The organism is Devosia sp. MC532 (assembly GCF_016461625.1).
Classification (GTDB): domain Bacteria; phylum Pseudomonadota; class Alphaproteobacteria; order Rhizobiales; family Devosiaceae; genus Devosia.
On record NZ_JAEMNZ010000002.1, the window covers coordinates 12,920 to 38,977 of the forward strand.

Sequence of the window (26,058 nt, forward strand, 5' to 3'; positions counted from 1 at the left end):
CCCTCAATCCCTCCCCTTCATGGGGAGGGAGGTCGTTCAGCGGAAGCGAATGCAGCCTAGTTGGTCGTCCGCTCGATGTGCGCCTTGCGCCGGTTCCAGAGCGGGGGGAGTGCTTCAACCAGAATGATCGCGGCGAAGAGCAGTGCCGCGCCGAAATAGCCTACTGTCGGCAAGCGCTCGCCCAAGAGCAGAGCGCCGCCCAAGGCCGCGAACAGACTTTCGGCCGAGAGTATGATGGCAGCATTGGCCGGTGGCACGTGCTGCTGGCCGATGGCCTGGAAGGTGAAGCCAATGGCTGTCGAGCAAATGGCGGCATAGGCGATTTCGACCCAGCCAGCACTGATCGCCTCGATGGAAGGGGCTTCTGTGCCGAGTGCAATACCAGAGGCGATGACGCCCGCGAAGAGGAAGCTGACGGCCGAAACAAAGATGGGTAGGCCCGTGATGCGAGCGCAGTGACCCAGAAGGATCACATGTACCGCCCAGAACACTGCGCTGCCGACAATGGTCCAATCCCCCGAATTAAAGCTGTCGAGGCCGCCACCGTTCAGGAAGTAGATGCCGATAAGTGCTGTCGGAACAGCGGCATAGAGGATTGGGTGGGGTTTCGTACGGAAGAGGACGAAGACCAAGATCGGCACGAAGAAAACGTAGAGCCCGGTGAGGAAGCCGCCGTTGGTGGCGGTCGTGGTTCTCAAACCGGCCTGTTGGAGCCATGAGCCGAAGAAGAAGGCGCAGCTCATGGTCAGGATGAACATCCAGTGTTTGGCGGTGAGCTTTGGCGCTTTGCGGCGATATTCCCAGATCGCCAGCGGCAGGATGAGCAGACCGCCCAGAATATAGCGCACGCCTGCGAAGGTCAGCGGCCCCATCATGTCCATGGCCGATTTTTGCGCAATAAAGGCAAAGCCCCAGAACATGGTGCAGATGAGAAGCATCAGAGTAGCGATGGGGCGGGACATGATTACTCGCAAAGAAAAAGGGCCAGTGATGGCCCTTTTAGAAGGGGTCATACGGCAGCGGCCTAGAGCTCGGCGTCGAGCGCTTTGATGGCCTGCTGGATTTCGTCGGGCGTGGTGTAGTGGACGAAGGAGAGACGCACAACACCATGATCGGGATCAATGCCCAAGGCTTTGAGGAGGCGGTAGCTGTAGAAATGGCTGCCGCCGACCATGAGGCTGTGTTTGGTGAGACGCTGGGCGACGGCGACGGCAGCGGTGTTGTGGGCGAAGGCGATGGTTGGCGCGCGCTCGACCGGATCGTCAGGACCGAGTAGGCGAATGTCATTGCGCGAGCGCAGGTAATCGAGCAGTGGCGCTGCCAGCGCGATTTCCTGATTGCGCATGGCCGTATGGGCGCGGCGGAAGGCGTTTTCGCCAGCAATTGTGCCGGAGACCATATTGCCGACTTCTTCGAGGTAATCGGCAACGCCCGCGCAGGCGGCGATTTGGGCGTGATCGGGACCGGCTGGGGTCAGTCGATAGCGCGGTTTGATATCGTTGAAGAAATGGCCTTGGTTGGGAAGCTTTTCCGCCAGAGCCGGGCGAATGGCCATGATGCCTTGGTGGGGGCCATAAACCTTGTAAGCTGAGAACAGATAGATGTCTGCGCCCAGGGCGGCGAGATCGGGCAGTCCGTGCGGGGTGTAGCTGACGCCGTCAATAGCGCAATAAGCGCCAACCGCATGGGCGCGCGCGGCGATCTCTGCGACTGGATTGATGTGCGCAACAATGTTGGAGCAGTGCGGCGCGGCGACGAGTTTTACTTTTCCGTCGAGTAGCGCGTCGAGGTCGGAGAGGTTGAGGCGACCGGTTTCGTCGACGGGCCATTCGCGCACTTCGATGCCGCGCGTCTCAAGGCGACGCCATGCGCCGGTATTGGCTTCGTGGTCCTGATTGGTGACGATGATGGCATCGCCGGGATTGAGAAACTGCCCAAAGGTATTGCCGAGCACATAGGTGTTGGCCGAGGTGGACGGACCGAAATGGATCCAATCGGCGGAAACATTGAGCGCTTGCGCGGTCCGTTCATAGGCGTGGTCCATGGCCTTGCCCGCGGCGATTGACGCCGGACTGGTGCCATAGGGTTGCACCTTGGTCTGGCGATAGTAGCGATCCAGCAGATCAAGCGTGTGTTTGGCGGTGTAGGAGCCGCCTGCGTTTTCAAAGAAGGCTTGACCTTGCAGGCTAGGCTCGGAGAAGGCGGGGAACAACGCGCGGACGCGGGCAGGATCGAGTGGCAGTTGGGTCATAGTTAGGTCGTTCGTGAGAGGTGAGACGACGGTAGTTGACTGCCATACAAATGCAATAGGCCCCCATTCGGCGGTCTCGCTGAGTGGTGGGGCGGGGAGAACTGTGTTTCTTTACGGACCCCCACCCTTAATCCCTCCCCGCAAGGGGGAGGGAGACGCAGGGCGTTACGGTTGAGTGTGGGGCCGGGCAGGCGTTGGTGCAAATGGCAATCGCGCAGGTGCAGCTTGGTTTGATCGCACTCAAATAAAAAAAAAGGCCGGGGGGCCGGCCTTGAAGTCTTGGGAGGTCAGGGGAGAGGGTTAGCGGTCGCTATCGGCCCAATTGGTGCGTCGCGCTGGACGCTTGGGGGCCGTGACGCGCGCGGGAAGGGGGCCGGCCATGACGAAGCGAGCTGCTTCATAAAGCATCACGGCCATGAGAAGCGCGACTGGAATGAGGAACACAGCGATCTGAGTGTCTGCCTGTTGGGCCAAGTTGGCGGGTGAGACACCCGAGCCTGTGACGGCTGCGATAGCAGCTAAGGAGAGCAACGAGATGCCGGCAAGCGTGAAAACACGACGGTTCTTCGACTTGGGGGACGCGGACTTTTGCATGGGATCGACGTCTTACACTTTACTGAACTGTACTCAATTCACCATGAGATTGCGGTGTGAGTAGGGGGTGATTGGGGCAAGTGGCGATTTGTTGGGGGCGAAACTGTGGCAAAGGCGAGAACGAAGTCGTGAACGCGAGCGGGTGCTCTAGACAAAAATGGCTTTGGCAGCAGCGTAATCTGACGCATTGGCGCTTGGTCGTGGTTCTCAGGAACACGGGGCTGCGCTAAAGTGGGTGCGGCTAAGCTTGGAGGTTCAAATGGGTTTTCTGTCAGACGCGCTCTCTCGTGTTGCGCCGTCGGCGACCGTTGCTATCAGTCAGAAGGCGCGTGTTCTGGCGCAGGAAGGCCGCGACATCATTGCGCTTTCTGCGGGTGAGCCAGATTTCAACACGCCGGAAAACGTGCGCGATGCTGCAAAGCGCGCCATGGACGAAGGCCAGACCCGTTACACCAATGTCGACGGCATTATTGAGCTGAAACAAGCCGTTGCGGCCAAGTTCAAGCGGGATAATGGGCTCGATGTTACGGCAGCCGATTGCTTTGTGTCCTCGGGCGGCAAGCAGATCATTTTCAACGCGCTGATGGCGACACTCAACCCCGGCGACGAAGTTGTGGTGCCAGTACCCTATTGGGTGAGCTACCCGGAAATCGTGCGTTTGTGCGGCGCTGAGCCGGTGTTTGCCGTGGCCGATGCCACAACCGGCTTCAAGCTTTCGCCGGAGGTTCTGGAAAGGGCGATCTCGCCTAAGACTAAGTGGCTGCTGCTCAATACGCCATCGAACCCGACCGGCGCGGCCTATACGGCAGAAGAATTGCGCGGTTTGGCCGACGTGCTGCTGCGCCACCCGCACGTGCATATTCTGACCGACGATATCTATGAAGTGCTGGTCTATGACGGCAAGACCTTTGCCACGATCGCACAGGTTGAACCGGCACTGCAGGCGCGGACGCTGACCATGAATGGCGTGTCCAAGTCGCACGCTATGACCGGCTGGCGCATTGGCTATTGCACTGGCCCAAAACCGCTTTTGGCGGCGATGACCAAGCTGCAGGGGCAGTCGACCACAAACCCGTCGTCGATTTCGCAGTGGGCGGCCGTGGAAGCGCTCAATGGTCCGCAGGAATTTTTGTCTGAATGGCGCGCGGTTTTCCAAAAGCGCCGTGACATGGTTGTCGCTGGGCTCAACGCCAACACCGGGCTCGATTGCCTGACGCCAGAAGGCGCGTTCTACGTGTTCCCATCCTGCGCGCGTCTCCTGGGTAAGACATCGGCGGGCGGTACTGTGTTGAAGACGGACGAAGATTTCGTCATGGCGCTGCTTGATGAAACTGGCGTGGCTTTAGTGCATGGCTCGGCCTTTGGCCTCGCCGGGCATTTCCGCCTGTCCTATGCTGCAAGCGACGAACAGCTGGCCGATGCGGTCAGCCGTATTCAGACCTTCTGCGCTGGCATCAAATAAGCCACTAGCGGCCTAGGAATGACAAAACGGTCGGCCTATCGGAAGCGGTAGAGCCGGCCGTTTGGTTTAGAGTGTTCATAATCTTTGTGGTTGAGGCATAGCTTTGCACGGCGGCCTGATAGAGCTTGTCGCTCCAGCCAACTGCCAGCCGCTCCTCGGCGCTCAATGATGAGTAGGCGGCAATAATATTGCGGCTGAAGGCGGTAGGGTCGCCAGAGGTGCTGGCACTCGAAAAGCTCTCGGAGAGCGTCGCGCCGCTCCGTGCGGTCAGCACAGTTTTAGCGGCGAATGCCTCTTCAGACGTAAAAAGCGCATCCTTATTGATGACCATTGATGATAGTGTACGGCTAGAAAACGTTGATACATCAATGTATTGGCCGATTTTAGTCTGGCGGTTAAAGCTCGGAAATTTGCCATTGGCGTCGGCCTGGGCGTAGAGCTGATCAAGCGCCGCGCGGGCGTTAGAAGCGAGGTTGGCAATCGGCGTTGTGGTGGTCTCAGGCGTTTCGCTGAGGGCGAGAAAGGCGCGCACCGGATCGGCAGTATCCGGCGCGGGGAGGGTGCCGGGCGTGAGCTTTAGGGTCTCAATGCCTTTGAGGACAGCATCGCGTCCCGCCTGCCAATCTGCCGAGCTTTTCTCTTCTGTGCCTAGACCGGATAGATAGTTGGCAGCGGTTTGATAAAGCGCCAAATAACTGCCCGTTACCTTGGCAATGGCAGCAGGACCTGCCAGTGCGGCCCGAAAGCGCCGCTCCATCTCCAAACCTGCCGCTTGCTTCTCCTCAGAGTTGAACGTGTCGTCATTGGCCATGGAGTATAATTCTCGATTATCGAGCGAGGATAAGTCGAGCGCTAGACTGCCGTTTTGAAGCGGAGAGGAGCGGCGAGCCTCGGTGAGGAGAGTGAGGAGTTTACTTTCGGCGTCTTTGACGATGGTGGCGTAGTCGCGCTCCGCTAAGGCGGCCTGCGCCTCGGCAGATAAGGTAATCGTCGTGGCAGGCCGATCGACAGTGCTTTCGGCTTCTTGACGCTCTGTCGCGGCGGTGGCTGGCTGTTCAGTACTGGCGCGGTAATCGCGATAGGCCGAGTAGGGGGTAGTCGCTGTAACGGTGACCATGTGGGTGTCTCCCGAGCTTCTGCCATAAGCCATGCAATGGGCGTGCCGGATATTTTTGAATGAAATCAGACGCGCATTGGGAGCAATTCGGGCTGGCGGTAAAAACCGCCGGGCAAGAACTTATTCTGGTCAGTTGGGTGTGAACTCGAGACTTTGCAGTTTCGTTGCGTCCAGAGTGAGAAACGGTAGGACGGCGTGAACCAACTCGGCCTATCGTAGCGGTGCGCGGCGCGTCACTTTTGCGCCGTGCTATACTTCGGAGCTGTAATGTCTGAGCGTAAATCGATGTTGGCCCCCTTTCGGCATGAGACATTCCGAATGCTGTGGCTGGCAACGCTGTTTTCCAATCTGGGAGGATTGGTGCAATCAGTGGGTGCCGGGTGGATGATGACCACGCTGTCGAGCTCCCACAATATGGTGGCGCTGGTGCAGGCATCGACGACGCTTCCCATCATGCTGTTTTCGCTCGCGGCCGGGGCTCTCGCTGACAATTTCGATCGTCGTATCGTCATGCTGGTCGCTCAGGTCGGTCTGATGGTGGTCTCTATCCTTCTGGCGATACTGACAGTTTTTGGCCTGTTGACGCCTTGGCTACTGCTCGGCTTCACTTTCCTTATTGGGTGCGGCACGGCGCTGTTTAATCCAAGCTGGCAGGCGTCGATGGGCGATGTGGTGCCGCGCGAAGACCTGCCCGGCGCGGTGACGCTCAATTCCATGGGTTTCAACCTCATGCGCAGCGTTGGCCCTGCGGTTGGTGGGCTGATTGTGGCGACAGCCGGGGCCGCTGCCGCATTTGCGCTCAATGCGGTGTCTTATATCGCCCTGATCTTTGCGCTTTGGCGGTGGAAGCCGGTGCGGGTCAAAAGCCAGTTGCCGCGCGAAAAATTCGGCTCGGCCATGTATGCGGGCATCCGCTATGTGTCGTTGTCGCCGCATTTGACGACAGTGTTGTTCCGCGGCTTTCTCTTTGGCCTAGCGGCTGTCGTCATTCTGGCGCTGCTGCCATCGGTGGCCAATGACTATGTGGGTGGTGGGGCCTTTGTGTATGGCACATTGCTCGGCTGCTTCGGGTTCGGCGCTATCGGTGGCGCATTCCTCAATGGTCGCGTGCGCGAGCGCTTCAGCAATGAGGTGATCGTTCGGATCGCCTGCGCCATTTTCGCTTTGTGCTGCGTTGGCTTAGGGCTCAGCCGGGAGGTGTGGCTGAGCCATGCTGTGTTGATCCCGGCGGGGGCTTGCTGGGTGCTCGCGCTTTCGCTGTTCAATGTGTCGGTGCAGCTCTCGACCCCGCGTTGGGTGGTTGGCCGGGCGCTAGCGCTCTACCAGACCGCTACATTTGGCGGCATGGCCTTGGGCAGCTGGGTTTGGGGCCTGTTTGCAGATATTGGCGGGCCGCAGCTGGCTCTGTTGTGCGCGGCGCTCGTCTTGGTGTTTTGCGGCGCTGTGGGACTCCGCTTGCCGTTACCGGCTTTTAGCTCGCGCGACCTCAACCCGCTCGACACGTTTAATGAGCCCGCTTTGCGGCTCGATCTGCGGCCACGCTCTGGGCCGATCCTCGTGATGATCGACTATCGTATCGCGCAGAACGACATCCCTAAGTTTTTGGAACTGATGGCTGATCGTCGCCGTATCCGCATTCGTGACGGGGCGCGGCAATGGGCGGTGCTGCGCGATTTGCAGGAACCCGATCTGTGGGTGGAAAGCTACCACGTGCCCACCTGGGATGATTATTTGCGGCACAACATGCGCCGGACAAAGGCTGATGCGGAAAATACGCTGGCCTTGCGGGCCCTGCACCAGTTGGCAGAACCGCCGAGGGTACATCGCATGATCGAGCGCCAGACCGTGCCGCTTCACGATGATACGCCACTGCGCGAATTGCCCGACGTTTGATTGCCTAAAAAAAGACCCTGCCCGAGGGGAGGGGCAGGGTCTTAAGGGTCACGGCGGACCGTAGACCTTGGAGGGCAGCGTCACCACGAGCGCTGCGTTGAGGACATTATCAATCGGCGGCAGTGCCTAGAAAAGCGCCAATTGCGTAATGCTGCCATGCAAAATCTACGCGTCACCTTGCTGCAGTCTTGTGCGGGCAAAAAAAGAGGCTCCAACCGAAGTTGGAGCCTGATGATAGGGCCGAAGCCAAATCGAAAGTGTTGGTCTGAGCGCATGGGAGGAGGATATGCGTCAGACCATGTGGACCAGAACCGAGGGAGGAGGAAACGGTTCCAATCCGGGTGTCGACAACGCGGGTCCGTGGGAGGAGGATACGGAGCGGCGTCCCGTCGACACACACAACCTAGGCGTTTCTGGCCCCCACAACAATGCATGCTTCGTCATGCCAGCTATGCATTAGGCACAGCGACAAACTGTCCATTTAATGTGCAGCTTGTATGGATGAAGCGGCGCGGCAGCGTGGCAAGTGGCTGGTGGGGCTTGTGTTTCAGTGGAGATGGCCGGCGGGCTGGCGTGAGAGGATTGCTGGTTCTGCGCTTCGTCCCCCCATCCTCAATCCCTCCCCTTCAAGGTGAGGGCGGTCGAACTGCGTGCGTGGGGAGGGTGGCTCACCGGGTTGCAGTGGGCAGAAAAAAAGGCCCCATCCGAAGATGGGGCCGATGACTGGGCCTGAGGCCAAATCGAAAGTGAAAGGCAGAGGAGCAAGGGAGGAGGAGTATGCTGCTCTGCCAGAACATTGGATCGAGGGAGGAGGTTACGATCCGCAGCTCAGTGTTGCGATACACGGTCCGAAGGGAGGAGGAGATCGGAGCGCGCCTCAGCAACGAGGCCTTTATGTACTCTACTGGTTTAGTAGGCAATCCCGGAAAACACATGTCAGCCATGCATTTATGCATCGGTCCACAGAATTGCAGACAAAAGAAAGGCCCCGCTCGAGGGGAGAGCGGAGCCTAAGGAGTAGTAAGCCTGACGGCTCACTAAGGAGGGAACGCAGCGGGCGCAAGGGAGGGAGGAGAAACACCCGCTGTGATGTCGCGGTATATAGGGTGATCCTCGAAGATGAGGAACTGGTTAATGGGCATGTCAGCCATGCGCCATACGCATGTAGTCGCCAAAAAACGTTCACAATCAACGGTTGGCGCAGAAGTCCCCGTACGGAATCGCCCGGAAACGTTCGGTTTTTTACGGGTGTGATGCTTGGGTGGCGAAGGTGTCGAGGACGGGCAGGAGCTGACCGAGATGCTCTATTTTTGCCCAACGCGGATGATTTTTTGGCTCATCGGCCTGTTCATAAACCCATGTTAAGCGATGGGGGACGTAGACGGCGAAGGCTCCGGCCTCAAGCGCGGGCAAGATATCAGACTTCATTGAGTTGCCGACCATGACCGTGTGGCCCGCGCCTTCGGTGTGCTGAGCGAAAATGCGCTCGTAGACCGCAGTGGTTTTATCCTGGACGATTTCCACAGCCGCAAAATATTCAGCGAGGCCCGACGCGGCAAGCTTGCGCTCTTGGTCGATCACATCGCCCTTGGTGATGAGAACCAAACGATATTTCTTTTCAAGCGCTTCGAGCGCTTCATCGACATAGGGCAGGGTCTCGACCGGGTAGGTGAGAAGCTCGCGGCCGGCCGCCAAAATTTCGGCGATGACGGGGCCGGGGACGCGATGTTCGGTGAGTTCGAGGGCCGTCTCGATCATCGAGAGGGTGAAGCCTTTGGCGCCAAAACCATAGAAGGCCAAATTGCGCATGGTGGCGCTGATCAGGCGATCGTTGAGGTCTGCGCTATCGGTGTGCTCGCGCAATAGCGTGGTGAAACGCTCCTCTGTGAGGCGGAAAAACTGCTCGTTCTCCCAGAGGGTATCGTCAGCATCGAGGGCGATGGTGGTGATGCGAGCCATGGTTCACCTAGGCGGGGCGTTTAGGGGCATATATGTGGCATCTTGCTGGCACTTGTGGGCCTTAGCAAGGGCGCGCGAGGGGCATTTTGGGGCTTTTGGGCGTGGCCGAGCAGGGTGGCGCGGGATGCGTGGAAGGAAGGCTCCCTCGTTCGTAAGCGGAGGTAGGCCCCCTTACCCGGCACTGCGTGCCGACCTCTCCCCGTAGGGGCGAGGTAAGAAAGAATACGGCCGGTTCGGCGCCTAAAAACTCCACTCGCGGGCTTTGGAGACGAGGAAGTCGCGGAAGACGCCTACGCGCTTTGAGTTTTTCAGAGCGGGTGGATAAACGAAGTAGGCCTCATAGGCTGGCAGCTCGACTTCGGGCAGCACCTGCACGAGGCCGTCGGCCTTTTCGACCACATAGGCGGGGAGCATGGCGATGCCGATGCCAGCGCGGGCTGCGTTCATCATGCCATAGATGGCGTTGACCTTGAGCACGGCGCGGCGCGGGCTGGAGTCGGGGCGGCCCATGCGTTCGAGATAGTTGATGTCGCCGAGATAGGAGGGGACAGGTTCGCCGAAGCTGATGATGCGGTGATTGTCCAAATCTTCGGGCGACTTGGGCATGCCGTATTCGGAGATGTAGGCATCCGAGGCATAGAAGTGGTTGTGCACCGTGAACAGCTTGCGCTGAATCATTTCCGACTGGTTCGGGCGGTGCAGACGGATGGCGACGTCGGCTTCGCGCATGGCCAGATCGAGCTCAGCGTCGTTGAGGCGGATTTCGAGCTGGATCAGCGGATAGAGTTTGAGGAACTCGTCGAGGCGCGAGGAGAGCCAGGTGGAGCCAATGCCCACGGTGGTGGTGACCACCAGCGGGCCGGTTGGCACGTCTTGGCTTTCCGACATCTGGGTCTCCACTTGCTGGAGCTCCCAATGCATGCGGTGCGCTGTGCGGAAGAGCTGCTCGCCGACTTCGGTGAGCACGAGGCCACGGGCGTGGCGGATGAAGAGCTTAAAGCCCAGGTCATCTTCTAGGGCTGAGATCTGACGGCTCACGGCCGACTGGCTCATCCCTAGTTTTTCGGCGGCATGCGTGAAGCTGCCCGACTCTGCGGCGGTATGGAATATCCGGAGCTTGTCCCAGTCGAGCATTTCTCGTGACGCCTTCTATGTTGATCAGCCGGGGCGAACGCTTGTCTTGCTGCTGCAGAAAAGCCGACCGAGGCGGCTCCTTCTAGCGTGAGGCAAGAGTTTCACGGCAGTCACCCTCATTCCGCCGCTTCGGCCAATTCGTGTTCTGCCAGGAAGCGCTCGGCATCGAGCGCGGCCATGCAGCCCATGCCAGCAGCAGTGATCGCCTGACGGTAGACGTCGTCGGTGACGTCGCCCGCAGCGAAGACGCCCGGAACATTGGTTTGCGTGGTGCCTGGCTTAACTTGCAGATAGCCACCAGCCTTCATGTCGAGCTTGCCCGAGAAGATGGAGGTGGCTGGAGCGTGACCAATGGCGACGAAAACGCCGTCGATCTTCTGCTCATAAACTTCGTTGGTGGCGCGATTGCGCAGCATGACGGCATTGACCGAAGGTGGCATTTCGGAGCCAGCAACTTCGACAATTTCGGTGTTCCAGCGCACTTCAATCTTCGGGTTCTTGAACAGGCGATCCTGAAGAATGCGTTCGGCGCGGAATTCGTCGCGGCGGTGAATAACGATCACCTTTTCGGCGAAGTTGGTGAGGAAGAGCGCTTCTTCAACAGCGGTATTGCCGCCGCCGACAACGAGCACTTCCTTGCCGCGATAGAAGAAACCATCGCAGGTGGCGCAAGCGGAGACACCAAAGCCCTGGAACTTCTGCTCGGACGGCAGGCCAAGCCATTTGGCCTGAGCACCGGTGGCGATGATGATGGAATCGGCGGTGTAGACGTCGCCGCTATCGCCAGTGAGGACGAAGGGACGCACGTCGAAATTCACATCGGTGATGATGTCGTTGACCATGCGTGTGCCGACGTGTTCGGCCTGCGCCTTCATCTGGTCCATGAGCCATGGCCCCTGAATGACATCAGCAAAGCCGGGATAGTTTTCCACATCGGTGGTGATGGTGAGCTGGCCGCCGGGCTGAAGGCCCTGGATCATGACCGGTTCGAGCATTGCGCGTGCAGCATAGATCGCGGCGCTGTAGCCAGCTGGACCCGAGCCAATGATGATGACTTTTGCGTGCATCGCGATGTCGCTCCTAAAAGACGGAATGCTCCCTCTTGCTCTAGTTAAGGTGCGAACCGGGGTGGTTTCAAGGCAAAGAAACTCCCGCGCAGTGAAACCACGCGGGAGTATACAGAAAACCACAGCTATTGTGGATTTATCCGCAGACTTGCGGATTACACATAGCGAATCTTGAGAATTTCGTAGCCACGCGAACCGCCCGGAGCAGCGACTTCGAACGAATCGCCTTCTTCCTTGCCAATCATGGCGCGGGCAATCGGGGACGAAATCGAGATGCGACCGCCCGAAGCGTCGGCTTCTGGATCGCCAACGATCTGGTAGGTCTTTTCGACTTCGGTGTCGTCATCAATGAAGGTGACAGTCGCGCCAAACTTTACCGTCGTGCCGGAAAGCTTGCTGACGTCGATGACATCGGCCAAGGCGAGAATGGTCTCGAGTTCCTTGATCCGGCCCTCGTTCAGTGCCTGTTGTTCTTTGGCAGCGGAATATTCTGCATTTTCAGACAGATCGCCGTGAGCGCGCGCTTCCGCGATGGCGTCGATGATCCGACGGCGCTCATTGCTTGTGCGGTGCTCAAATTCTGCGGCAAGGGCCTTTTGGCCCTGCACCGTCATTGGGATCTTGTCCATTCCTGCTGCCTCCAATCGGCTCGGCAAAATAGTAATGAGCGCGCCGCCAACATTTGCCGGCCGCGCTGCTTAGTCGTTGATCTGATTTGAAGCCAGCGTGGCCCCAAATAGTTTACCCCAGCCGGTCGGTCGGCTCATGCGTCGCGAATAAGGATCTGGGGAAGATTTGACCTTGCCCGGAGGTTCGCTCGCGGTCAAGCCGTTGAAACTAGGCCAAACCGCGCAGCGCACACCCAAGGACACTTGAAAAGTAGCAAAGAGCGTGGGCAAGAGAAAAGGGCGCGCCTAGGGCACGCCCCAATCCAATAAGCCAGGTTCGTGATTACGACGTCGTCAAATTGTCAGCGGCGGACTTACCCGTGCGCTTGTCCTTGACGATTTCGTAGTTCACCTTTTGGCCTTCATCCAAGCCGTTCAGGCCCGAACGCTGGACAGCAGAAATGTGAACGAACACATCTGCGCCACCCTCGTCTGGCTGGATGAAACCATAACCTTTTTGGCCGTTGAACCACTTAACGGTGCCCGTTGCCATAATGCGCTATCCCTCGTGACGTCTCTGCTAAATGAGGTTCTGATCATGCACCTGATCAGGCCCCCTAGTTGATATCGAACTATCGGAAGATGATGACAGCAATGGCGAATGGCAATTCGCGTCTTTAGGTCAGTCGGCCGCAGTATTCGATGGGCGGAACCTAACCTGAAAAAACGATTGCATCAATATCTCGTGTGTTGATGGGGGTGCTTTCGATAAATAACGACAGTTCTCGTGAGAGGTCAGTTGTTTGCCGGAAGCAATTTCTGAAAAGGCAATTGCCCTTCGCGTGCATTATCGTGAAAATTCGTGCCGATTTCGGCGGAATCTGGGGCGAAATTTTCACGCGGGTCGGTGCCTCAATCGTTCCCTGTATTCTCCTTGCGCGTGTACGGTTTTTCCGGCTAATTCGCAGTCGCGGTCAGCATGGCCGTGTCCTCTCGAAAGCGTACCGTCTTGAGCAAGGCGATTTATTCTTCCGGCGATGTATTCGCCGATCGGCGTGCCGACTATGCGCGGCAGCTGGACCAAAGTGGTGACCCCGCTGCAGCCTCAGAGCTGATGGAGCAGGCTCTGGAATTGGCCCCCGAATGGGCTGCCGGTTGGGACCTGCTCGGCAACTACCACGAAAAAGCTGGCAATATTTCCGCGGCTATAGGCGCTTGGCGGCGGCTTGAAGCTCTCGATGACCACGGTGTTTTCGGGGCCCGATTAAAACTGGCTGCGCATAATGCCGGTGCTGCGGGTCAGGGGACGGCAGTGGGCTATGTTGAGGCCCTGTTTGACCAATATGCTGCCAAGTTCGAGCAATCGCTGGTCGGTAAACTGGGCTATAAAGTGCCTGAACTGCTCGACGACATTGTCAATCAAGAGATGACACGCCTTGGCATTGAGCGGTTTGGCCGCGCGATCGATCTGGGCTGTGGCACAGGTTTGATGGGCCAGCGCTTGCGCGGCAAGGTTGATCATCTTGAGGGCGTTGATATTTCCGCCGCGATGATTGCAGAGACGGCCCGCAAGGGCATTTACGATAAACTGGATAAGGCCGAGCTGGTTGAAGCACTCAATCGGTGCGACCGCGACACGGACCTGCTGACGGCAGCAGACGTGTTGATTTATTGCGGCGCGATAGAGCCAGTTCTGAGCGCGATGATGCCCGCTTTGCAGCCGGGGGGGCTCGTCGCCTTTTCGCTGGAAGCGCATGACGGCCCTGAAGCGGTGTTTTTGCGCCCAAGCCTGCGCTATGCCCATGGCATTGAGGCGACGCGCATGGCGCTGGTGGCCGCTGGGTTCAGCATTTTGCGCTATGAAACCGCCGAGTTACGTATGGATCGCGGCGCTCCGATTATCGGGATCTTGGTGGTGGCGCAAAAGCCGCAGCATAGTATGACGGCCGCCAATGATGTCGGCATGGATGGTGACGTCGCTGCCTAGCGGCGCTCGCAGAACTTGGTCATAAAGGTGCGATAGCTCTGGAGATGACCATGAATACCATCCGCCACGATTTTCGCTCTGACACTGTCACGCGTCCCAGCGATGGGATGCGGGCAGCAATGGCAGAGGCGGAGGTGGGGGACGACGTTTACGGCGACGATCCGACGGTCAACCTGCTGGAACAGCGCATTGCCGGCATGATGGACAAAGAGGCGGCGATGTTTGTGCCTTCCGGCACAATGTCTAACCTTCTGGCTCTCCTAGCCCATTGTGAGCGTGGCGACGAATATATCGCGGGGCAGGACGCGCATTGCTATGCGCATGAGGCCGGTGGCGCGGCGGTTCTGGGATCGATCCAGCCGCAGCCTATTGCGCATCAGGCCGATGGAACGATGGCCATCGATGACATTGAAAACGCCATTAAGCCTGACGACAGTCATTATGCGCGGACGCGGCTGATCGCGCTCGAAAACACCTTTGGTGGGCGGGCGCTGCCGATGGGCTATATGGATGCCGTTGCCGATGTGGCGGAGCGCCATGGGCTGGGGCTGCATCTGGATGGGGCACGCGGGTTCAACGCGGCGCTGGCATTGGGCATCGATATTGCGACGCTGGGGAAACGGTTTGATACGGTTTCGATCTGCCTCTCTAAGGGCTTGGGTGCGCCCGTGGGCTCGGTGCTTGTTGGGCGCGGGGAGCTGATTGGCAAAGCGCGGCGCTATCGCAAAATGGTGGGTGGCGGATTGCGCCAGTCGGGGATTTTAGCGGCCGCGGCGCTCTATGCGCTGGACCACAATGTTGCGCGACTTGCCGACGATCATAAGCGCGCCAAACGTTTGGCCGAGGGTCTGGCGCGGCATCCGCAATTGAGTGTGACCACGCCGGACACCAACATTGTCTGGGCAAAGGCAGAGCGTGAAGTCTCTGGAGCGCTGACAGAACATCTGGAAAGCATGGGTATTGCATTCGGCGGCGGCTATGGGACCCATCGCTGGGTCACCCATATTGATCTCGGCGACGATGACATTGAAATTGCTATTGCAGCGGTCGATACGTTTTTCAAAGACTAATAAGTATTTACCGTAAGAATACTTTACTGTTTCCATATTCCGTCGGTCGTTTCATTGTGTTCGAATGTGACGATGGGAGATCACATTTTGCGGGCGGTAACATCCGGGGTGACAACGCGAATTCTTGCGTCGCTCCACGATATTGATGCGAATGAACAGCAATGGCGGGCGTTGGAGCAGCGATGCTCCGACCCGATGAGCTATTTCCAATCGTTTGACTGGTGTCGATCGTGGGTTGCGGAATTCTCCACTGAAGCGACCGAGCCCTATGTGATTACGCTGTGGCGCGACGAAGTCTTGCTGGCCATCGTGCCGCTGGTGGTGACCCGTAAGGGCGGGATCGCGCGGCTCGTGACGCTTGGCGAGGCACACGCTCAGTATTGTGGTGCTCTGGCCGTGGCGGGCGCGACGAGTTACCCTGATGTCGTTGAGGCGCTGCGACTAGCCGTGCGCGCTTCGAGGACTGACGTTTGGGTACAGCGTTGTGTCATCGAAGGGTCGGCGCTTGATCGTATGATCGCCACCATTGCTCGGGTCCGCGAAGAACCTAATCAGAGCTCGGTCCTCGATCTGACGCCCTATGTGAGCGCTGATGCTTATTTCGAGCGCTTGGGAAAGCTGCAGAAGCGGAACCGCAATCGGCGGCGCAATCATCTGGCGCGTTTGGGCGACTTGTCTTTCGAGATGGTCTTTCCTGGCGATGCGGGCTTTGATGGGCTCGTTGAGCAGGCGGTGAACTGGAAGCGCGAATGGCTGGCGCAGACAGGGCGGCGAAGTGTGGGGTTTTCGGCCCAGGGCTATGCCGCGTTCCTCAAGCGACTGCCTGGGGATAGTGATCAGCGCTCTGGCGCCTGTATTTCCGTGCTGCGCGTAGGCGACAGGGTCGTGGCGCTTGAACTCGGTTTTCTGCATTACCGGCATTACTACGCCTATATCGGCAGCTTTGACTGGAGCTTGCGCGAGCTGTCTCCGGGGAAGGTGCAGATGGAAATGACGGTGGGCTGGCTGATCGAGCAGGGCGCGCGCGCCTATGATCTCTTGGTCAATCCGGCCGATTATAAAAACAGCTGGACCAATAGCGCGCATGCCGTGGCGACGCGGGCCAAGCCGCTATCGTGGAAGGGCCGGGTCTATACCGGTTACTGGTTGCCGACCGTTCGGCCGTTTGTGAAGCGGCACTATGAACGGCTGCCCGTACTGATGCAGAAATGGACGAACTTCCTACAAGGTAGCGTGTGTCTGCTGCTGTATGTCTGACGGTCAAAGCAGTTTTGCCGATGCGGCAATTGCCATAGCCATTCGCGTTGCCGGGGCGGGCCTTGTGTTCGCCATGCAGGTGGTTTTGGCGCGGCTGATGCCCGCCGATTACTACGGTGGGTTCGTGACGCTGTGGAGTTGGATCCTCGCGCTCGGGAGCTTTGCGGCGCTGGGCTTCGCCGAATCCAGTGTGCGATTTTTGCCGCGGTATCAGCTGCGCGATAAGCGGGTGAAGCTGTTCGGCTATTGGCGGTTTGGCTTGCGCCTTGTGGGCGGGATCAGCGTGGCGCTCGGGGCAGCGGGCGTTGCCCTCGGCATGGGCCTAGGGCCGCAAGGGGGCGCTGGGCTCGTCATAATGTTGGTGGCGCTGGGGCTGCCCTTTATTGCGCTTGAGTATTTCATTGAAGGCGTCGCGCGCAGCTTTGGCTGGTTCCGATTAGCAGCGGTGCCTGTCTATGTGGTTCGGCCATTGCTGGTTATTGGCGCGGTTTTGCTGCTGCACGGGGGCGGCGTTGAATTGACCCTGCCGGTGGTGGGCGGCGTGTTCATCACGGCTATGGCGGTGATTAGTGGTGCGCTGGCGCTGGTGGTGGGACAGCGGGTGCGCAGGCTCGGCGTGACGGGCGCGGTGAGCGCACGACAAAAGCGGGTTTGGCTGACGGCCTCGTTGCCGCTGTTGGTGCTGTCGGGGCTTGAGGATTTGACCGGCTATGCCGACGTGCTGATGCTGGCGCTGTTGGCGGGGCCGGAAGAGGTGGCGGTGTATTTTGCGGCGGCACGGTGTTTGGCGCTGGGGGGATTTATCGCCTATGCGATGACGCTGGTTGCAGGGCGGCGCTATGCGCTCGATTTCGCCGGTGCATCGAACGAGCAGTTGCAGCGCAGTATTTCACGCGGGACGCTGCTGACCGTGGGGCTTACGACGGCGGCCGTCGTTGTGACGATTATCGCCGCGCCACTGCTGCTGCGCGCGTTCGGTGAGGTCTATGAATCGGGGTGGCCGATAGTGGCGGTGCTTGGGGCAGGCATGGTCGCCAAATCGCTCAGTGGTCAAGCCCAAGAGGCGCTGATCGTCTTGGGCAAACAGAGGACGGGGATCGTCGTCAACCTTGTCAGCGTCACGGCCAGCGTGGTGCTTATCGCGGCGCTCACCCCACAATTGGGGCTGCTCGGCGCCGCGGCAGGGGCTGCAATTGCGATGGCAGTCCGGTCGCTCGCGCTGGCGATTGGCCTATGGCGCGCGACCGGATTGGTGGTGTTTCAGCGCTTCTAGCGACCTGCGCTGGCGGTAAAGACCGTGTGGAAGCCGGCGACATCGGCGAAGCGATACCAGAGATCGGTGACGGCATCGTCGTTGAGCTTGGTTTCGTGCCAGACGGCGTCCAGCCCGATTTCATTGCCGAGATTACGGTCCATGGAGAGGAAGCGGTACATTTCGTAACGTTCCACGCCTTCAGGGTGCTCGCCATAGGTCCACTGATACTCGCCGCTTTCGGCATTGGCCCAATAGCCCAGAGTGGCGAGGCGCGCGGCGGCATAGGCAGGGATCGCCACATCATCGGCGACGTCCGCATAGAGCAGGGGCCAATCGGGCTGCTCGCCCTCTACTTCGGTCCAATCCGCCATGTCTTGGAAGTCACGATAGCTTTCGAGGCAGGGGGTGCCCTGGCAATCCTGCTTTGACGCCTCTTTGGCCGAGATTTCCTTGGTCGAGGCTTGGAGAAGGATCGCCTGATTGTTCATGGTCGGGGTGAAGACGAAGCGCCAAGCGCGGTGTTCGCCAGTGCCGAACTCGGCTGCGTCGGCGACGTTTTCTTCCCCGAGGTCCGCTGCCAGTTCAGCGCGGATGGTTGGGCCCAAGTTGAAGTGGCGGACTTCGATAAAGCTCACAGGGGCGGAAGATCCGTCCTCTGCGCTGTCGATCATTTCGCCATAAGAAAGCTCGGTGCGGGTGCGCGTGCTCTCGATAGCGTCATCGGCAATGAGCAGGGCTTTCTCGATAGGGCCGACGGTGCCGCCTGGGGTGGCGGCATTGGTATCGAGCCAATAGCTGGCGAGAGTTGCTTCAAGCGTTTCGGTGTCGACGAGCGAGAAGCCATTGGCCCCGGTAAACTGGGCGATGGCTTCGTCGATGTCCGATTGGGCGACGGCAAGAGACGTGGTGGCGAGAAGAAGGCTGAGTGTAACGGCAGTACGACGCAACATGGGCAATCCTCGTGTGCTTGGTTTCGCTCTTTATGGCGGAGCCAAGATGTATCGTAGATGAATGCGGAGACGAGGGGGAGGGTTGCTGTGGGGGATGTGGATGGGGACCCCCACCTGGCCTCCCCCTGGTAGGGGGAGGGATTGCATCGGGGATGTGGTGGGCGTGGGGAAGGGCGGTGGCTCTGTCCCCCCACCCTCAATCCCTCCCCTCAAGGGGGAGGGAGGCTGGTTCGGTGTTGTGGAGCGTATCGGTGGTCTTTGCGAGCATAAAAAAGGCCCGCGCGGGGCGGGCCTTTTCGGATTGGGGTTTCGCGCGGATTAGGCGGTGAAATAGTCCTGCAGTGGGCGGACGGTGAGGTTGCCCTTGGAGTAGGCGATGATGCCTTCAACTGCGGCCATCGCGCCGTCGATGGTGGTGTAGTACGGGATCTTGGCCAGAAGCGCGGTGCGGCGGATGTCGCGGCCGTCGCTGATTGCCTTGGCGCCATCGGTGGTGTTGATCACCAGATGAACCGAACCGTTCTTCATCGCATCGACGATGTGTGGGCGACCTTCCAAGACCTTGTTGACCTTGGTGGCTGGAACATTGTTGTCAGCCAGGTAGGACTGCGTGCCGCCGGTGGCGAGGATTTCGAAGCCGTTTTCGACGAGCTGGCGGGCCAGATCAACGATGTACTGCTTGTCGCTATCGCGAACCGAAATGAACGCCTTGCCCGAGGTTGGGACCTTCTGGCCAGCACCGAGCTGCGACTTGGCAAAAGCCATAGCGAAGTTGGTGTCGAGGCCGATGACTTCACCGGTCGACTTCATTTCAGGCCCAAGCACCGTGTCAACGCCAGCGAAGCGGTTGAACGGGAACACGGCTTCCTTAACGGCGACGTGCTTGAGGACCTTTTCTTGCAGGCCGAAGGACGCAAGCTTTTCGCCAGCCATGATGCGGGCTGCGATCTTGACGATTGGATCGCCGATGACCTTGGCCACGAAAGGAACAGTACGCGAAGCGCGTGGGTTCACTTCGATCAGGTAGATCGTGCCGTCCTTGTAGGCGTACTGAACGTTCATCAGGCCGCCGACCTTGAGCTCAAGAGCGAGCGCGCGGGTCTGGCGCTTGAGTTCAGCAATGGTCTCTTCCGAGAGCGTGCGGGATGGCAGCGAGCAAGCACTGTCACCGGAGTGAATGCCGGCTTCCTCGATGTGCTCCATGATGCCAGCGACGAAGACGTCTTCGCCATCGCAGAGGCAATCCACGTCGATTTCGGTCGCGCCCTGAAGGTATGCGTCGAACAGCAGTGGGTTGTCAGAGAGAACGGAGTTGATCTGGCCGGTCTTGTCGTTCGGGTAACGGCGCAGGATATCAGGCGGGACGAGGCCCGAGAGCGTATCCTGAATGTAGCGTTCGAACTCAGCCGAGGAGTTGACGATGGCCATAGCGCGGCCGCCGAGAACGTAGGACGGGCGGATCACCAGTGGGTAGCCAAGGCGTTCCGCAACGAGGCGGGACTGCTCAAGGCTATAGGCAATGCCGTTCTTTGGCTGGGTCAGCTCAAGCTTGTTGAGGAGCTTGGAGAAGAGATCGCGGTCTTCAGCAAGGTCGATCGCGTCTGGCTGGGTGCCCAAGATTGGAACGCCGGCCTTCTTCACGGCTTCTGCAAGGTTCAGCGGGGTCTGGCCACCGAACTGAACGATAACGCCGTGCAGCGTACCGTTCTGCTTTTCGGTGAGCAGGATTTCGATGATGTCTTCTTCGGTCAGCGGCTCAAAGTAGAGGCGGTCCGAAGTGTCATAGTCGGTCGAAACCGTTTCTGGGTTGCAGTTGACCATGATGGTTTCATAGCCAGCGTCAGCCAGCGCAAAGGCAGCATGGCAGCAGCAATAGTCGAACTCGATGCCCTGACCGATACGGTTTGGACCACCGCCGAGGATGACGACCTTCTTGCGATCCGATGGGCGCGCTTCGTCTTCGACCTTGCCGTTGAACGGGGTTTCGTAGGTCGAGTACATGTAAGCGGTTGGCGAGGCGAATTCGGCAGCCGAGGTGTCGATGCGCTTGTAGGCCGGGCGAACAGCAAGGTCGTGACGGAGCTTGCGCACGTCGGCAGCCTTGGTGCCTGCCAGTTCGGCAAGGCGCGCGTCCGAGAAGCCCATTCCCTTAAGGGTGCGCAGGTTTGCAGCGTCCGATGGCAGGCCGAGTTCACGGACCTTGTTTTCCATATCGACGATGCCGCGCATCTGTTCGAGGAACCAAGGATCGATCTTGCACGCTTCGTGGATGTCTTCGTTGGACATGCCAAAGCGCATGGCTTCAGCCACGTGCAGGAGACGATCTGGGGTCGGGGTGCCAAGCGCCTGCTTAATCGCGTTCTTGTCTTCGCCTTCGCCCATGCCTGGGATGCCGATTTCGTTGAGACCGGTGAGACCGGTTTCGAGCGAACGGAGAGCCTTTTGCAGGGATTCCTGGAAGGTGCGGCCGATAGCCATGGCTTCACCAACCGACTTCATCGCGGTGGTCAGGCGTGGATCGGAACCCGGGAACTTTTCAAAGGCAAAGCGTGGGATCTTGGTGACGACGTAGTCGATGGTTGGTTCGAACGACGCCGGGGTCATGCCGCCGGTGATGTCGTTGTCCAATTCGTCGAGGCTGTAGCCAACGGCGAGGCGCGCTGCGACCTTGGCAATCGGGAAGCCAGTGGCCTTCGATGCCAGAGCAGACGAACGCGATACGCGTGGGTTCATTTCGATGACGACCATGCGGCCATCAGCTGGGTTTACGCCGAACTGTACGTTCGAACCACCGGTTTCAACACCAATCTCGCGCAGGACCGCCAGCGAGGCGTCGCGCATGATCTGGTATTCTTTGTCGGTGAGGGTGAGCGCTGGCGCAACGGTGATGGAGTCGCCGGTGTGCACGCCCATCGGATCGAGGTTTTCGATCGAGCAAACGATGATGCAGTTGTCCTTCTTATCGCGGACAACTTCCATTTCGTATTCCTTCCAGCCGAGGACGCTTTCCTCAACCAGAACTTCGTTGGTCGGCGAAGCGTCGATGCCGCTTTCGCAGATCGCAAGGTATTCTTCGCGGTTGTAAGCAATGCCGCCGCCGGTGCCGCCCATGGTGAAGGACGGACGAATGATGGCTGGAAGGCCGATCACTTCGAGAGCCTGCAGGGCTTCGATGGTGTTGTGCGCGAGCATGGAGCGCGGGGTTTCAAGCCCGATCTTCTTCATTGCATCGCGGAAACGCTCGCGGTCTTCTGCCTTGTCGATGGCGTCAGCAGTCGCGCCAATCATTTCGACATTGTACTTGTCGAGAACGCCCATCTTCCGCAGCGAGAGTGCGCAGTTCAGAGCTGTCTGACCGCCCATGGTGGGCAGGAGCGCGTCGGGGCGCTCTTTCTCGATGATTTTGGCGACCACTTCTGGGGTGATCGGCTCAACATAGGTTGCGTCGGCGAGATCTGGGTCCGTCATGATCGTCGCTGGGTTCGAGTTGACCAGAATAATCCGGTAACCCTCTTCCTTGAGCGCTTTACAGGCCTGAGTGCCGGAGTAATCAAACTCGCACGCCTGTCCGATGATGATTGGCCCCGCGCCGATGATGAGGATCGATTTAATGTCGGTACGCTTCGGCATGGGACTCGCTCTGCTGTCGTTTCTATCAGGACGCGGGCGAGGAGAATCGCCCGGACACACCCGTCCGCGCGAAACCCGCGCAGCAGTTGAGCACTGCGGCACGGGGCATAAAGGCCGAACATGGTGGTTAGGTGGGCGGTTTAACTTAAGAGGGCGCAGAAGGGAAGAGGGAGCGGCACTTATTCATCGTCGCAGGCAAAGGGAAGGAAGGTGCTGGCGGCGCCTTCATTGAGCATGGCGATGGTGAGCATATTGGCCAGTTCCCGTTCATCGCTTGAGCGGGGGCAGGCGGCAATTTTCTCAGTGCAGCCCGAGGCTATGAAGGTCTCGTTAGCCGCGCGGAAACTGTCATTGATGTCGGTGTTGGGGGTGCTGGAGAGGGCGCGGGCCCAAGCGTTTTCGTATAGTTCGCATTTCTGCCTCCCCCAGTCGGACTGCGCAAATGTCGCGCCGGGGACGAGGGTAAAGGGCAAAAAGATCAAGACTGACAGGAGGATGGTGCCACTAGGGCTAGTCATGCGCCTGCGCGCAGGATTGGGGTTCTGGATCACTGGATTTTGCTTGCTCTTCAAGACAATCGCACTGGGCATTGAACACCGCCTCCTCATCTTGGGTCAGCTTTTCACGCGAGAGGAGGAGGTCGAGCTGATTCCGGCAGAGCTGCGCTTCAATGGATTCGGTTTGGCTCTGCGCTGATGCGGGGAGCATGGGCAGAACCAGAAGCGTGGCGAGGAGCGTAAGCGGTAGGCGCATAGGCGGTAGGCTGGGGGCGCAATGCGGCGGCGTTATGGCGCTGTAATCTGGTGGAGCCAGAGGTCGACCAGATTTGCGCCCCATGCTGCGTCGATGGACAGAACGATGGCTGTCCAGACGATGGCCCAGAGAACGCTGCAGAGGCTGCCCAAGAGGACGTATTCCGCGAAGTCCTTATTGTCCATTTGCTGAAAGCGCGAGATCGCCTTGATTGCGACAACGGCCGCAATGATCTCGGTGCTTGAAAGGGCTATGCCAAAAGCGATGATCAGGCGTTCAACCGCGCCGATCCACCGCCCTGCGGTGTTGCGCTTGTGCTGGGTCTCGCCAGTTTCGCTAGCGCCCTGCGGGAGGGGCGTAACTTGGGTGACGGCAAGCACCCATTTGCAGAAGAGATTGCCGAAGAAGGTGAGGATGACAAGGAATGTGCCGAGGGAAACCAGCGAAATGACAATCCTTGTGGTGTCCATTATGGCTCCTCGATCTTGGTGAACCCGGTCAGTAGCGCGGTCCATAGGGTCGTGTAGACGTCGAGCTTAGCGCTTTTGAGGGTCTTGTAAACGTTGCGTGACGTAACCGCGCGACGTGTGGCGATATCCTCAACGCTGCTGCCCGCGAGAGTTTGCGCGACGGTTTGGGCCTGAATATCGGTCCAGTCTGCTTCGATAGTGGACAGGCTCAGGCATAGGGCGTCGAATAGGATCTCATGGGTGGGATCATCAAACAGGGCGACGCGGTAGAAGAGGCCAGTTTGCTTGTCGTTCAGCTTGGAGCGGGCGCGTGCCAAGCCTTCGCCCATCATGTTCCACGCCATGCTCGTGTTGATGGGGGTTTGCAGCCGCAGTTGGCCGATGACGAAGCGGCAATCGATCCCAGATTGGAGCAGGTCCAGACGCAATTGGCGCGCGATGGTGGCCGCCGTGGTCAAGGAGGTCGTGATGCCCTGAAATTCATCCCCCAAGGTGATTGTGAGCGGGGAGAGAATGTCGGCGCCATTGTTTTGATTGGCGGCGGTGACGGCATCATTGAACAAGGCGTGCAGCCGGGCCGGCGTGTGCCGGTCTCGGCTGTTGACGATGTCGCCCATCAAAACGGCGGTGGTTGGCGCGCGTGCAATATCCATCCGCTGACCATGCCGGTGAACTGAAAAAGGTTCAAGATAAAAAAATGAACTGAAATGAGTTCAGAATTCTAACTTGAACCAATTCAGGTTCAAGTTAGACGGGCTCCGAGGCCTTGTCTCGTGTGATCCAGGAGCCGTCGCGCCATTCACGCACGGTGACCGTGATCTGATCTTGTGTGATGTCGATCAGATTGTAGGCGTTTGGCTCACCGCGCAGGCGGGTGGAAATGGCCGAGGACGCTTGCGCGACAAGGATGGGCGCGGCGGTGGATTTACTGACGCCGATCGGCTCGCCTTCGCGGCTTTTAGAGGCTGGTTCATGCTTGCGCACATACGACAGATGAAAGTGGCCGGAGAGGACGAGGCGGACCCCAAGCTCAGAAAAGCGCATGAGGGCGTCGTCGGCGCGTTTGACGGTGCGCGCTTCTTTCTGCGCCATTTGCTCGGTGGGATAGAGCAGGGGGTGATGGGCGACAATGACGCGGACCGCATGTGGGGACGCGCGGGAGAAGCGGGCTTCGAGATCTGCCAGTTGGTTTCGGGAGATGGTGCCGTGGCCCCAATTCCATTCGAGGCGGAAGCGGCGCGAGGTGCGCATGCCAAGGATGGCGACGCCATCCATTTCGAGGAAAGGCTCGAGCTGGCGCGAGATATAGCGCTTATAAAGGCCATAGGGATCGAGGAAGCGGCGCACGAAATTGACGGCGGGCACGTCATGATTGCCCGGAACGGCGAAAATCGGCGCGTTCAGTTTGTCGAGAAAGACCCGCGCCTGAATGAATTCTTCTTTGGTGCCGATCTGGGTGAAGTCACCGCTGGCGACAATCAGATCGGGGTTTTGCGCGTTGATGTCGTCGGCAAAGCCTTCGGCAAGAACGGGGTCATGCTTGCCGAAGTGGAGGTCAGAGATATGAAGGATTTTCACGCGGCGATCTCAGTCGATACAGTTTCAGGCACGATGACGGTTAGGGCCAAGGGGCGGATGGTGAAGACCATGGGGGTATCGAGAAGCATGACTTCGCCGTCGAACATGACCTGCATCTGAGGTTTGCGGAAATTGACGGTGATCGCTTTCATGGTCTCGATATTGAGTTCGGGGTCGCTGTGCCATTTGCCAAACAGCATGCCGAAGACGAGGCGGAAAAAGTCCCAGGTTCGGAGGTGGCGCAGCGTGTAGAGGGTGAGGAAGCCCTGATCGAGCTTGGAGCGCGAAAAGAAGCGGCCAAGGCCCTGGTCATAGGCGTTAGACGAGACGGCGAGGGATTGCAGGCGCTCGATGGAGCGGGTGCCGTCTTCGCGCTCGAAGATGACGGCGATGCGCTTGGCGCGCTGCATGCGGCGGAACATGTAGCGGACGAGGCCCACTTTGGCGGTGGGGTCTTCGCTGCCACGGATGTGCTCGCGGGCGGCGGCCATGCCGGGAATGACGCCAACCACGACTTTATGGAGGAAGGCTTTGCCGTTGACTTCGCCAACGTCGATTTGAGCGGGTTGACCGGTGGTGAGTGAGGCGACGGCCTCTTCAAGGTCTAGGGGGATTTTGAGGTCTTTGGCGAGAGCGTTGACCGTGCCCAAGGGGAGAATGGCCAAGGCTTTGTCGGTTTCGATGAGCACATCGGCGAGGCCGGTTATGGTGCCATCGCCACCGGCGGCGACGATGATATTGGCGTCGCTGTCGACAGCGGCCTTCATGCGCTCGCCGAAATCCTTGTCGGAATCGGCGTCGATTTCGGCGTTGAGGCCGTGGCTTTCAAAGAGGGCTTGGAGGGATTCCTTGGTGACACCCAAGGAATGAGCGGTGCCAGAATTGGCATTGAGAATGACGTGATAGCGATTTTCAGACATGCAGAAGGGCGCCCCGTGCTCTCGGCGAATGCGATTGGGGGTTCAACGCGTCAGTCGCGATCCCGTTGCAGACGCGTGGTTGAACGAAGCGGGCACAGATCAG

23 protein-coding genes are annotated in these 26,058 nt (G+C 59.0%); 6 read left to right on the plus strand and 17 right to left on the minus strand.

Annotated elements, in window-relative coordinates:
- Positions 1-56 precede the first annotated feature (56 nt).
- From JHC09_RS03090 to JHC09_RS03100, 3 genes are all read right to left on the minus strand, one after another.
- Positions 57-962 carry a DMT family transporter gene (locus JHC09_RS03090; protein WP_199530780.1) on the minus strand — a complete coding sequence of 302 codons (906 nt, stop codon included), beginning with the start codon at positions 960-962 and terminating at the stop codon, positions 57-59.
- Positions 963-1,024: 62 nt separating this feature from the next.
- On the minus strand, positions 1,025-2,251 hold the full coding sequence (locus tag JHC09_RS03095) for an aminotransferase class V-fold PLP-dependent enzyme (protein WP_199530781.1): 1,227 nt from the start codon (positions 2,249-2,251) through the stop codon (positions 1,025-1,027).
- 300 nt (positions 2,252-2,551) lie between these two features.
- Positions 2,552-2,845 carry a hypothetical protein gene (locus JHC09_RS03100; RefSeq protein WP_199530782.1) on the minus strand — a complete coding sequence of 98 codons (294 nt, stop codon included), beginning with the start codon at positions 2,843-2,845 and terminating at the stop codon, positions 2,552-2,554.
- A 259-nt stretch (positions 2,846-3,104) separates the two neighbouring features.
- Here JHC09_RS03100 and JHC09_RS03105 point away from each other — a divergent pair, with 259 nt between their 5' ends.
- Positions 3,105-4,307 carry a pyridoxal phosphate-dependent aminotransferase gene (locus JHC09_RS03105; RefSeq protein WP_199530783.1) on the plus strand — a complete coding sequence of 401 codons (1,203 nt, stop codon included), beginning with the start codon at positions 3,105-3,107 and terminating at the stop codon, positions 4,305-4,307.
- Between the two features lie 4 nt (positions 4,308-4,311).
- Here JHC09_RS03105 and JHC09_RS03110 read toward each other — a convergent pair whose 3' ends face one another.
- A complete protein-coding gene (locus JHC09_RS03110) occupies positions 4,312-5,424 on the minus strand; it encodes a hypothetical protein (protein WP_199530784.1) in 1,113 nt (370 codons plus the stop codon).
- Positions 5,425-5,691: 267 nt separating this feature from the next.
- Here JHC09_RS03110 and JHC09_RS03115 point away from each other — a divergent pair, with 267 nt between their 5' ends.
- Positions 5,692-7,317 (plus strand): MFS transporter, encoded by a 1,626-nt coding sequence (locus JHC09_RS03115; protein WP_199530785.1) that lies wholly within the window; start codon positions 5,692-5,694, stop codon positions 7,315-7,317.
- Positions 7,318-8,559: 1,242 nt separating this feature from the next.
- On the opposite strand, the gene JHC09_RS03120 is transcribed toward JHC09_RS03115, so the two are convergent.
- The 5 genes from JHC09_RS03120 to JHC09_RS03140 all read right to left on the minus strand — a co-directional run bounded on the left by JHC09_RS03120 (position 8,560) and on the right by JHC09_RS03140 (position 12,638).
- Positions 8,560-9,276 carry an HAD family hydrolase gene (locus JHC09_RS03120; protein WP_199530786.1) on the minus strand — a complete coding sequence of 239 codons (717 nt, stop codon included), beginning with the start codon at positions 9,274-9,276 and terminating at the stop codon, positions 8,560-8,562.
- A gap of 240 nt (positions 9,277-9,516) precedes the next feature.
- Positions 9,517-10,410 (minus strand): LysR family transcriptional regulator, encoded by an 894-nt coding sequence (locus JHC09_RS03125; protein WP_169196486.1) that lies wholly within the window; start codon positions 10,408-10,410, stop codon positions 9,517-9,519.
- A 116-nt stretch (positions 10,411-10,526) separates the two neighbouring features.
- The gene (trxB, locus tag JHC09_RS03130; protein WP_169196485.1) at positions 10,527-11,477 is read right to left on the minus strand and encodes a thioredoxin-disulfide reductase; all 951 of its coding nucleotides are present in this window, start codon (positions 11,475-11,477) and stop codon (positions 10,527-10,529) included.
- A gap of 155 nt (positions 11,478-11,632) precedes the next feature.
- Positions 11,633-12,106: a transcription elongation factor GreA gene (gene greA, locus JHC09_RS03135; RefSeq protein ID WP_169196484.1), complete on the minus strand. Its 474-nt coding sequence runs from the start codon at positions 12,104-12,106 to the stop codon at positions 11,633-11,635.
- 322 nt (positions 12,107-12,428) lie between these two features.
- Positions 12,429-12,638: a cold-shock protein gene (locus JHC09_RS03140; protein WP_169196483.1), complete on the minus strand. Its 210-nt coding sequence runs from the start codon at positions 12,636-12,638 to the stop codon at positions 12,429-12,431.
- A gap of 456 nt (positions 12,639-13,094) precedes the next feature.
- On the opposite strand from JHC09_RS03140, the gene JHC09_RS03145 reads away from it, so the two are divergent.
- From JHC09_RS03145 to JHC09_RS03160, 4 genes are all read left to right on the plus strand, one after another.
- Complete coding sequence (locus JHC09_RS03145; RefSeq protein ID WP_210338095.1) at positions 13,095-14,072, plus strand: methyltransferase; 978 nt, start codon at positions 13,095-13,097, stop codon at positions 14,070-14,072.
- A 50-nt stretch (positions 14,073-14,122) separates the two neighbouring features.
- Positions 14,123-15,142: a low-specificity L-threonine aldolase gene (ltaE, locus tag JHC09_RS03150; protein WP_199530788.1), complete on the plus strand. Its 1,020-nt coding sequence runs from the start codon at positions 14,123-14,125 to the stop codon at positions 15,140-15,142.
- A gap of 195 nt (positions 15,143-15,337) precedes the next feature.
- Positions 15,338-16,399: a GNAT family N-acetyltransferase gene (locus JHC09_RS03155; RefSeq protein WP_199530789.1), complete on the plus strand. Its 1,062-nt coding sequence runs from the start codon at positions 15,338-15,340 to the stop codon at positions 16,397-16,399.
- Entirely contained in the window at positions 16,392-17,672 is a 1,281-nt protein-coding gene (locus JHC09_RS03160; RefSeq protein ID WP_199530790.1) for an oligosaccharide flippase family protein, read from the plus strand. Before JHC09_RS03155 ends, JHC09_RS03160 begins: the two co-directional genes overlap by 8 nt.
- Here the strand turns inward: JHC09_RS03160 and JHC09_RS03165 are convergent.
- From JHC09_RS03165 to JHC09_RS03200, 8 genes are all read right to left on the minus strand, one after another.
- Positions 17,669-18,604: a hypothetical protein gene (locus tag JHC09_RS03165; protein ID WP_199530791.1), complete on the minus strand. Its 936-nt coding sequence runs from the start codon at positions 18,602-18,604 to the stop codon at positions 17,669-17,671. The two genes, JHC09_RS03160 and JHC09_RS03165, sit on opposite strands and share 4 nt — an antisense overlap.
- A 318-nt stretch (positions 18,605-18,922) precedes the next feature.
- Positions 18,923-22,234 carry a carbamoyl-phosphate synthase large subunit gene (gene carB, locus JHC09_RS03170; protein WP_199530792.1) on the minus strand — a complete coding sequence of 1,104 codons (3,312 nt, stop codon included), beginning with the start codon at positions 22,232-22,234 and terminating at the stop codon, positions 18,923-18,925.
- Between the two features lie 179 nt (positions 22,235-22,413).
- Positions 22,414-22,752 (minus strand): hypothetical protein, encoded by a 339-nt coding sequence (locus JHC09_RS03175; protein ID WP_182394143.1) that lies wholly within the window; start codon positions 22,750-22,752, stop codon positions 22,414-22,416.
- Positions 22,745-22,987: a hypothetical protein gene (locus JHC09_RS03180; protein ID WP_199530793.1), complete on the minus strand. Its 243-nt coding sequence runs from the start codon at positions 22,985-22,987 to the stop codon at positions 22,745-22,747. Before JHC09_RS03180 ends, JHC09_RS03175 begins: the two co-directional genes overlap by 8 nt.
- A 32-nt stretch (positions 22,988-23,019) precedes the next feature.
- On the minus strand, positions 23,020-23,457 hold the full coding sequence (locus JHC09_RS03185; protein WP_199530794.1) for a hypothetical protein: 438 nt from the start codon (positions 23,455-23,457) through the stop codon (positions 23,020-23,022).
- The gene (locus tag JHC09_RS03190; protein WP_199530795.1) at positions 23,457-24,110 is read right to left on the minus strand and encodes a SatD family protein; all 654 of its coding nucleotides are present in this window, start codon (positions 24,108-24,110) and stop codon (positions 23,457-23,459) included. Before JHC09_RS03190 ends, JHC09_RS03185 begins: the two co-directional genes overlap by 1 nt.
- A gap of 94 nt (positions 24,111-24,204) precedes the next feature.
- Positions 24,205-25,035 (minus strand): metallophosphoesterase, encoded by an 831-nt coding sequence (locus tag JHC09_RS03195; protein WP_199530796.1) that lies wholly within the window; start codon positions 25,033-25,035, stop codon positions 24,205-24,207.
- Positions 25,032-25,955: a diacylglycerol kinase family protein gene (locus tag JHC09_RS03200; RefSeq protein WP_199530797.1), complete on the minus strand. Its 924-nt coding sequence runs from the start codon at positions 25,953-25,955 to the stop codon at positions 25,032-25,034. The genes JHC09_RS03195 and JHC09_RS03200 overlap by 4 nt, the downstream gene beginning before the upstream one ends.
- Between the last annotated feature and the right edge of the window lie 103 nt (positions 25,956-26,058).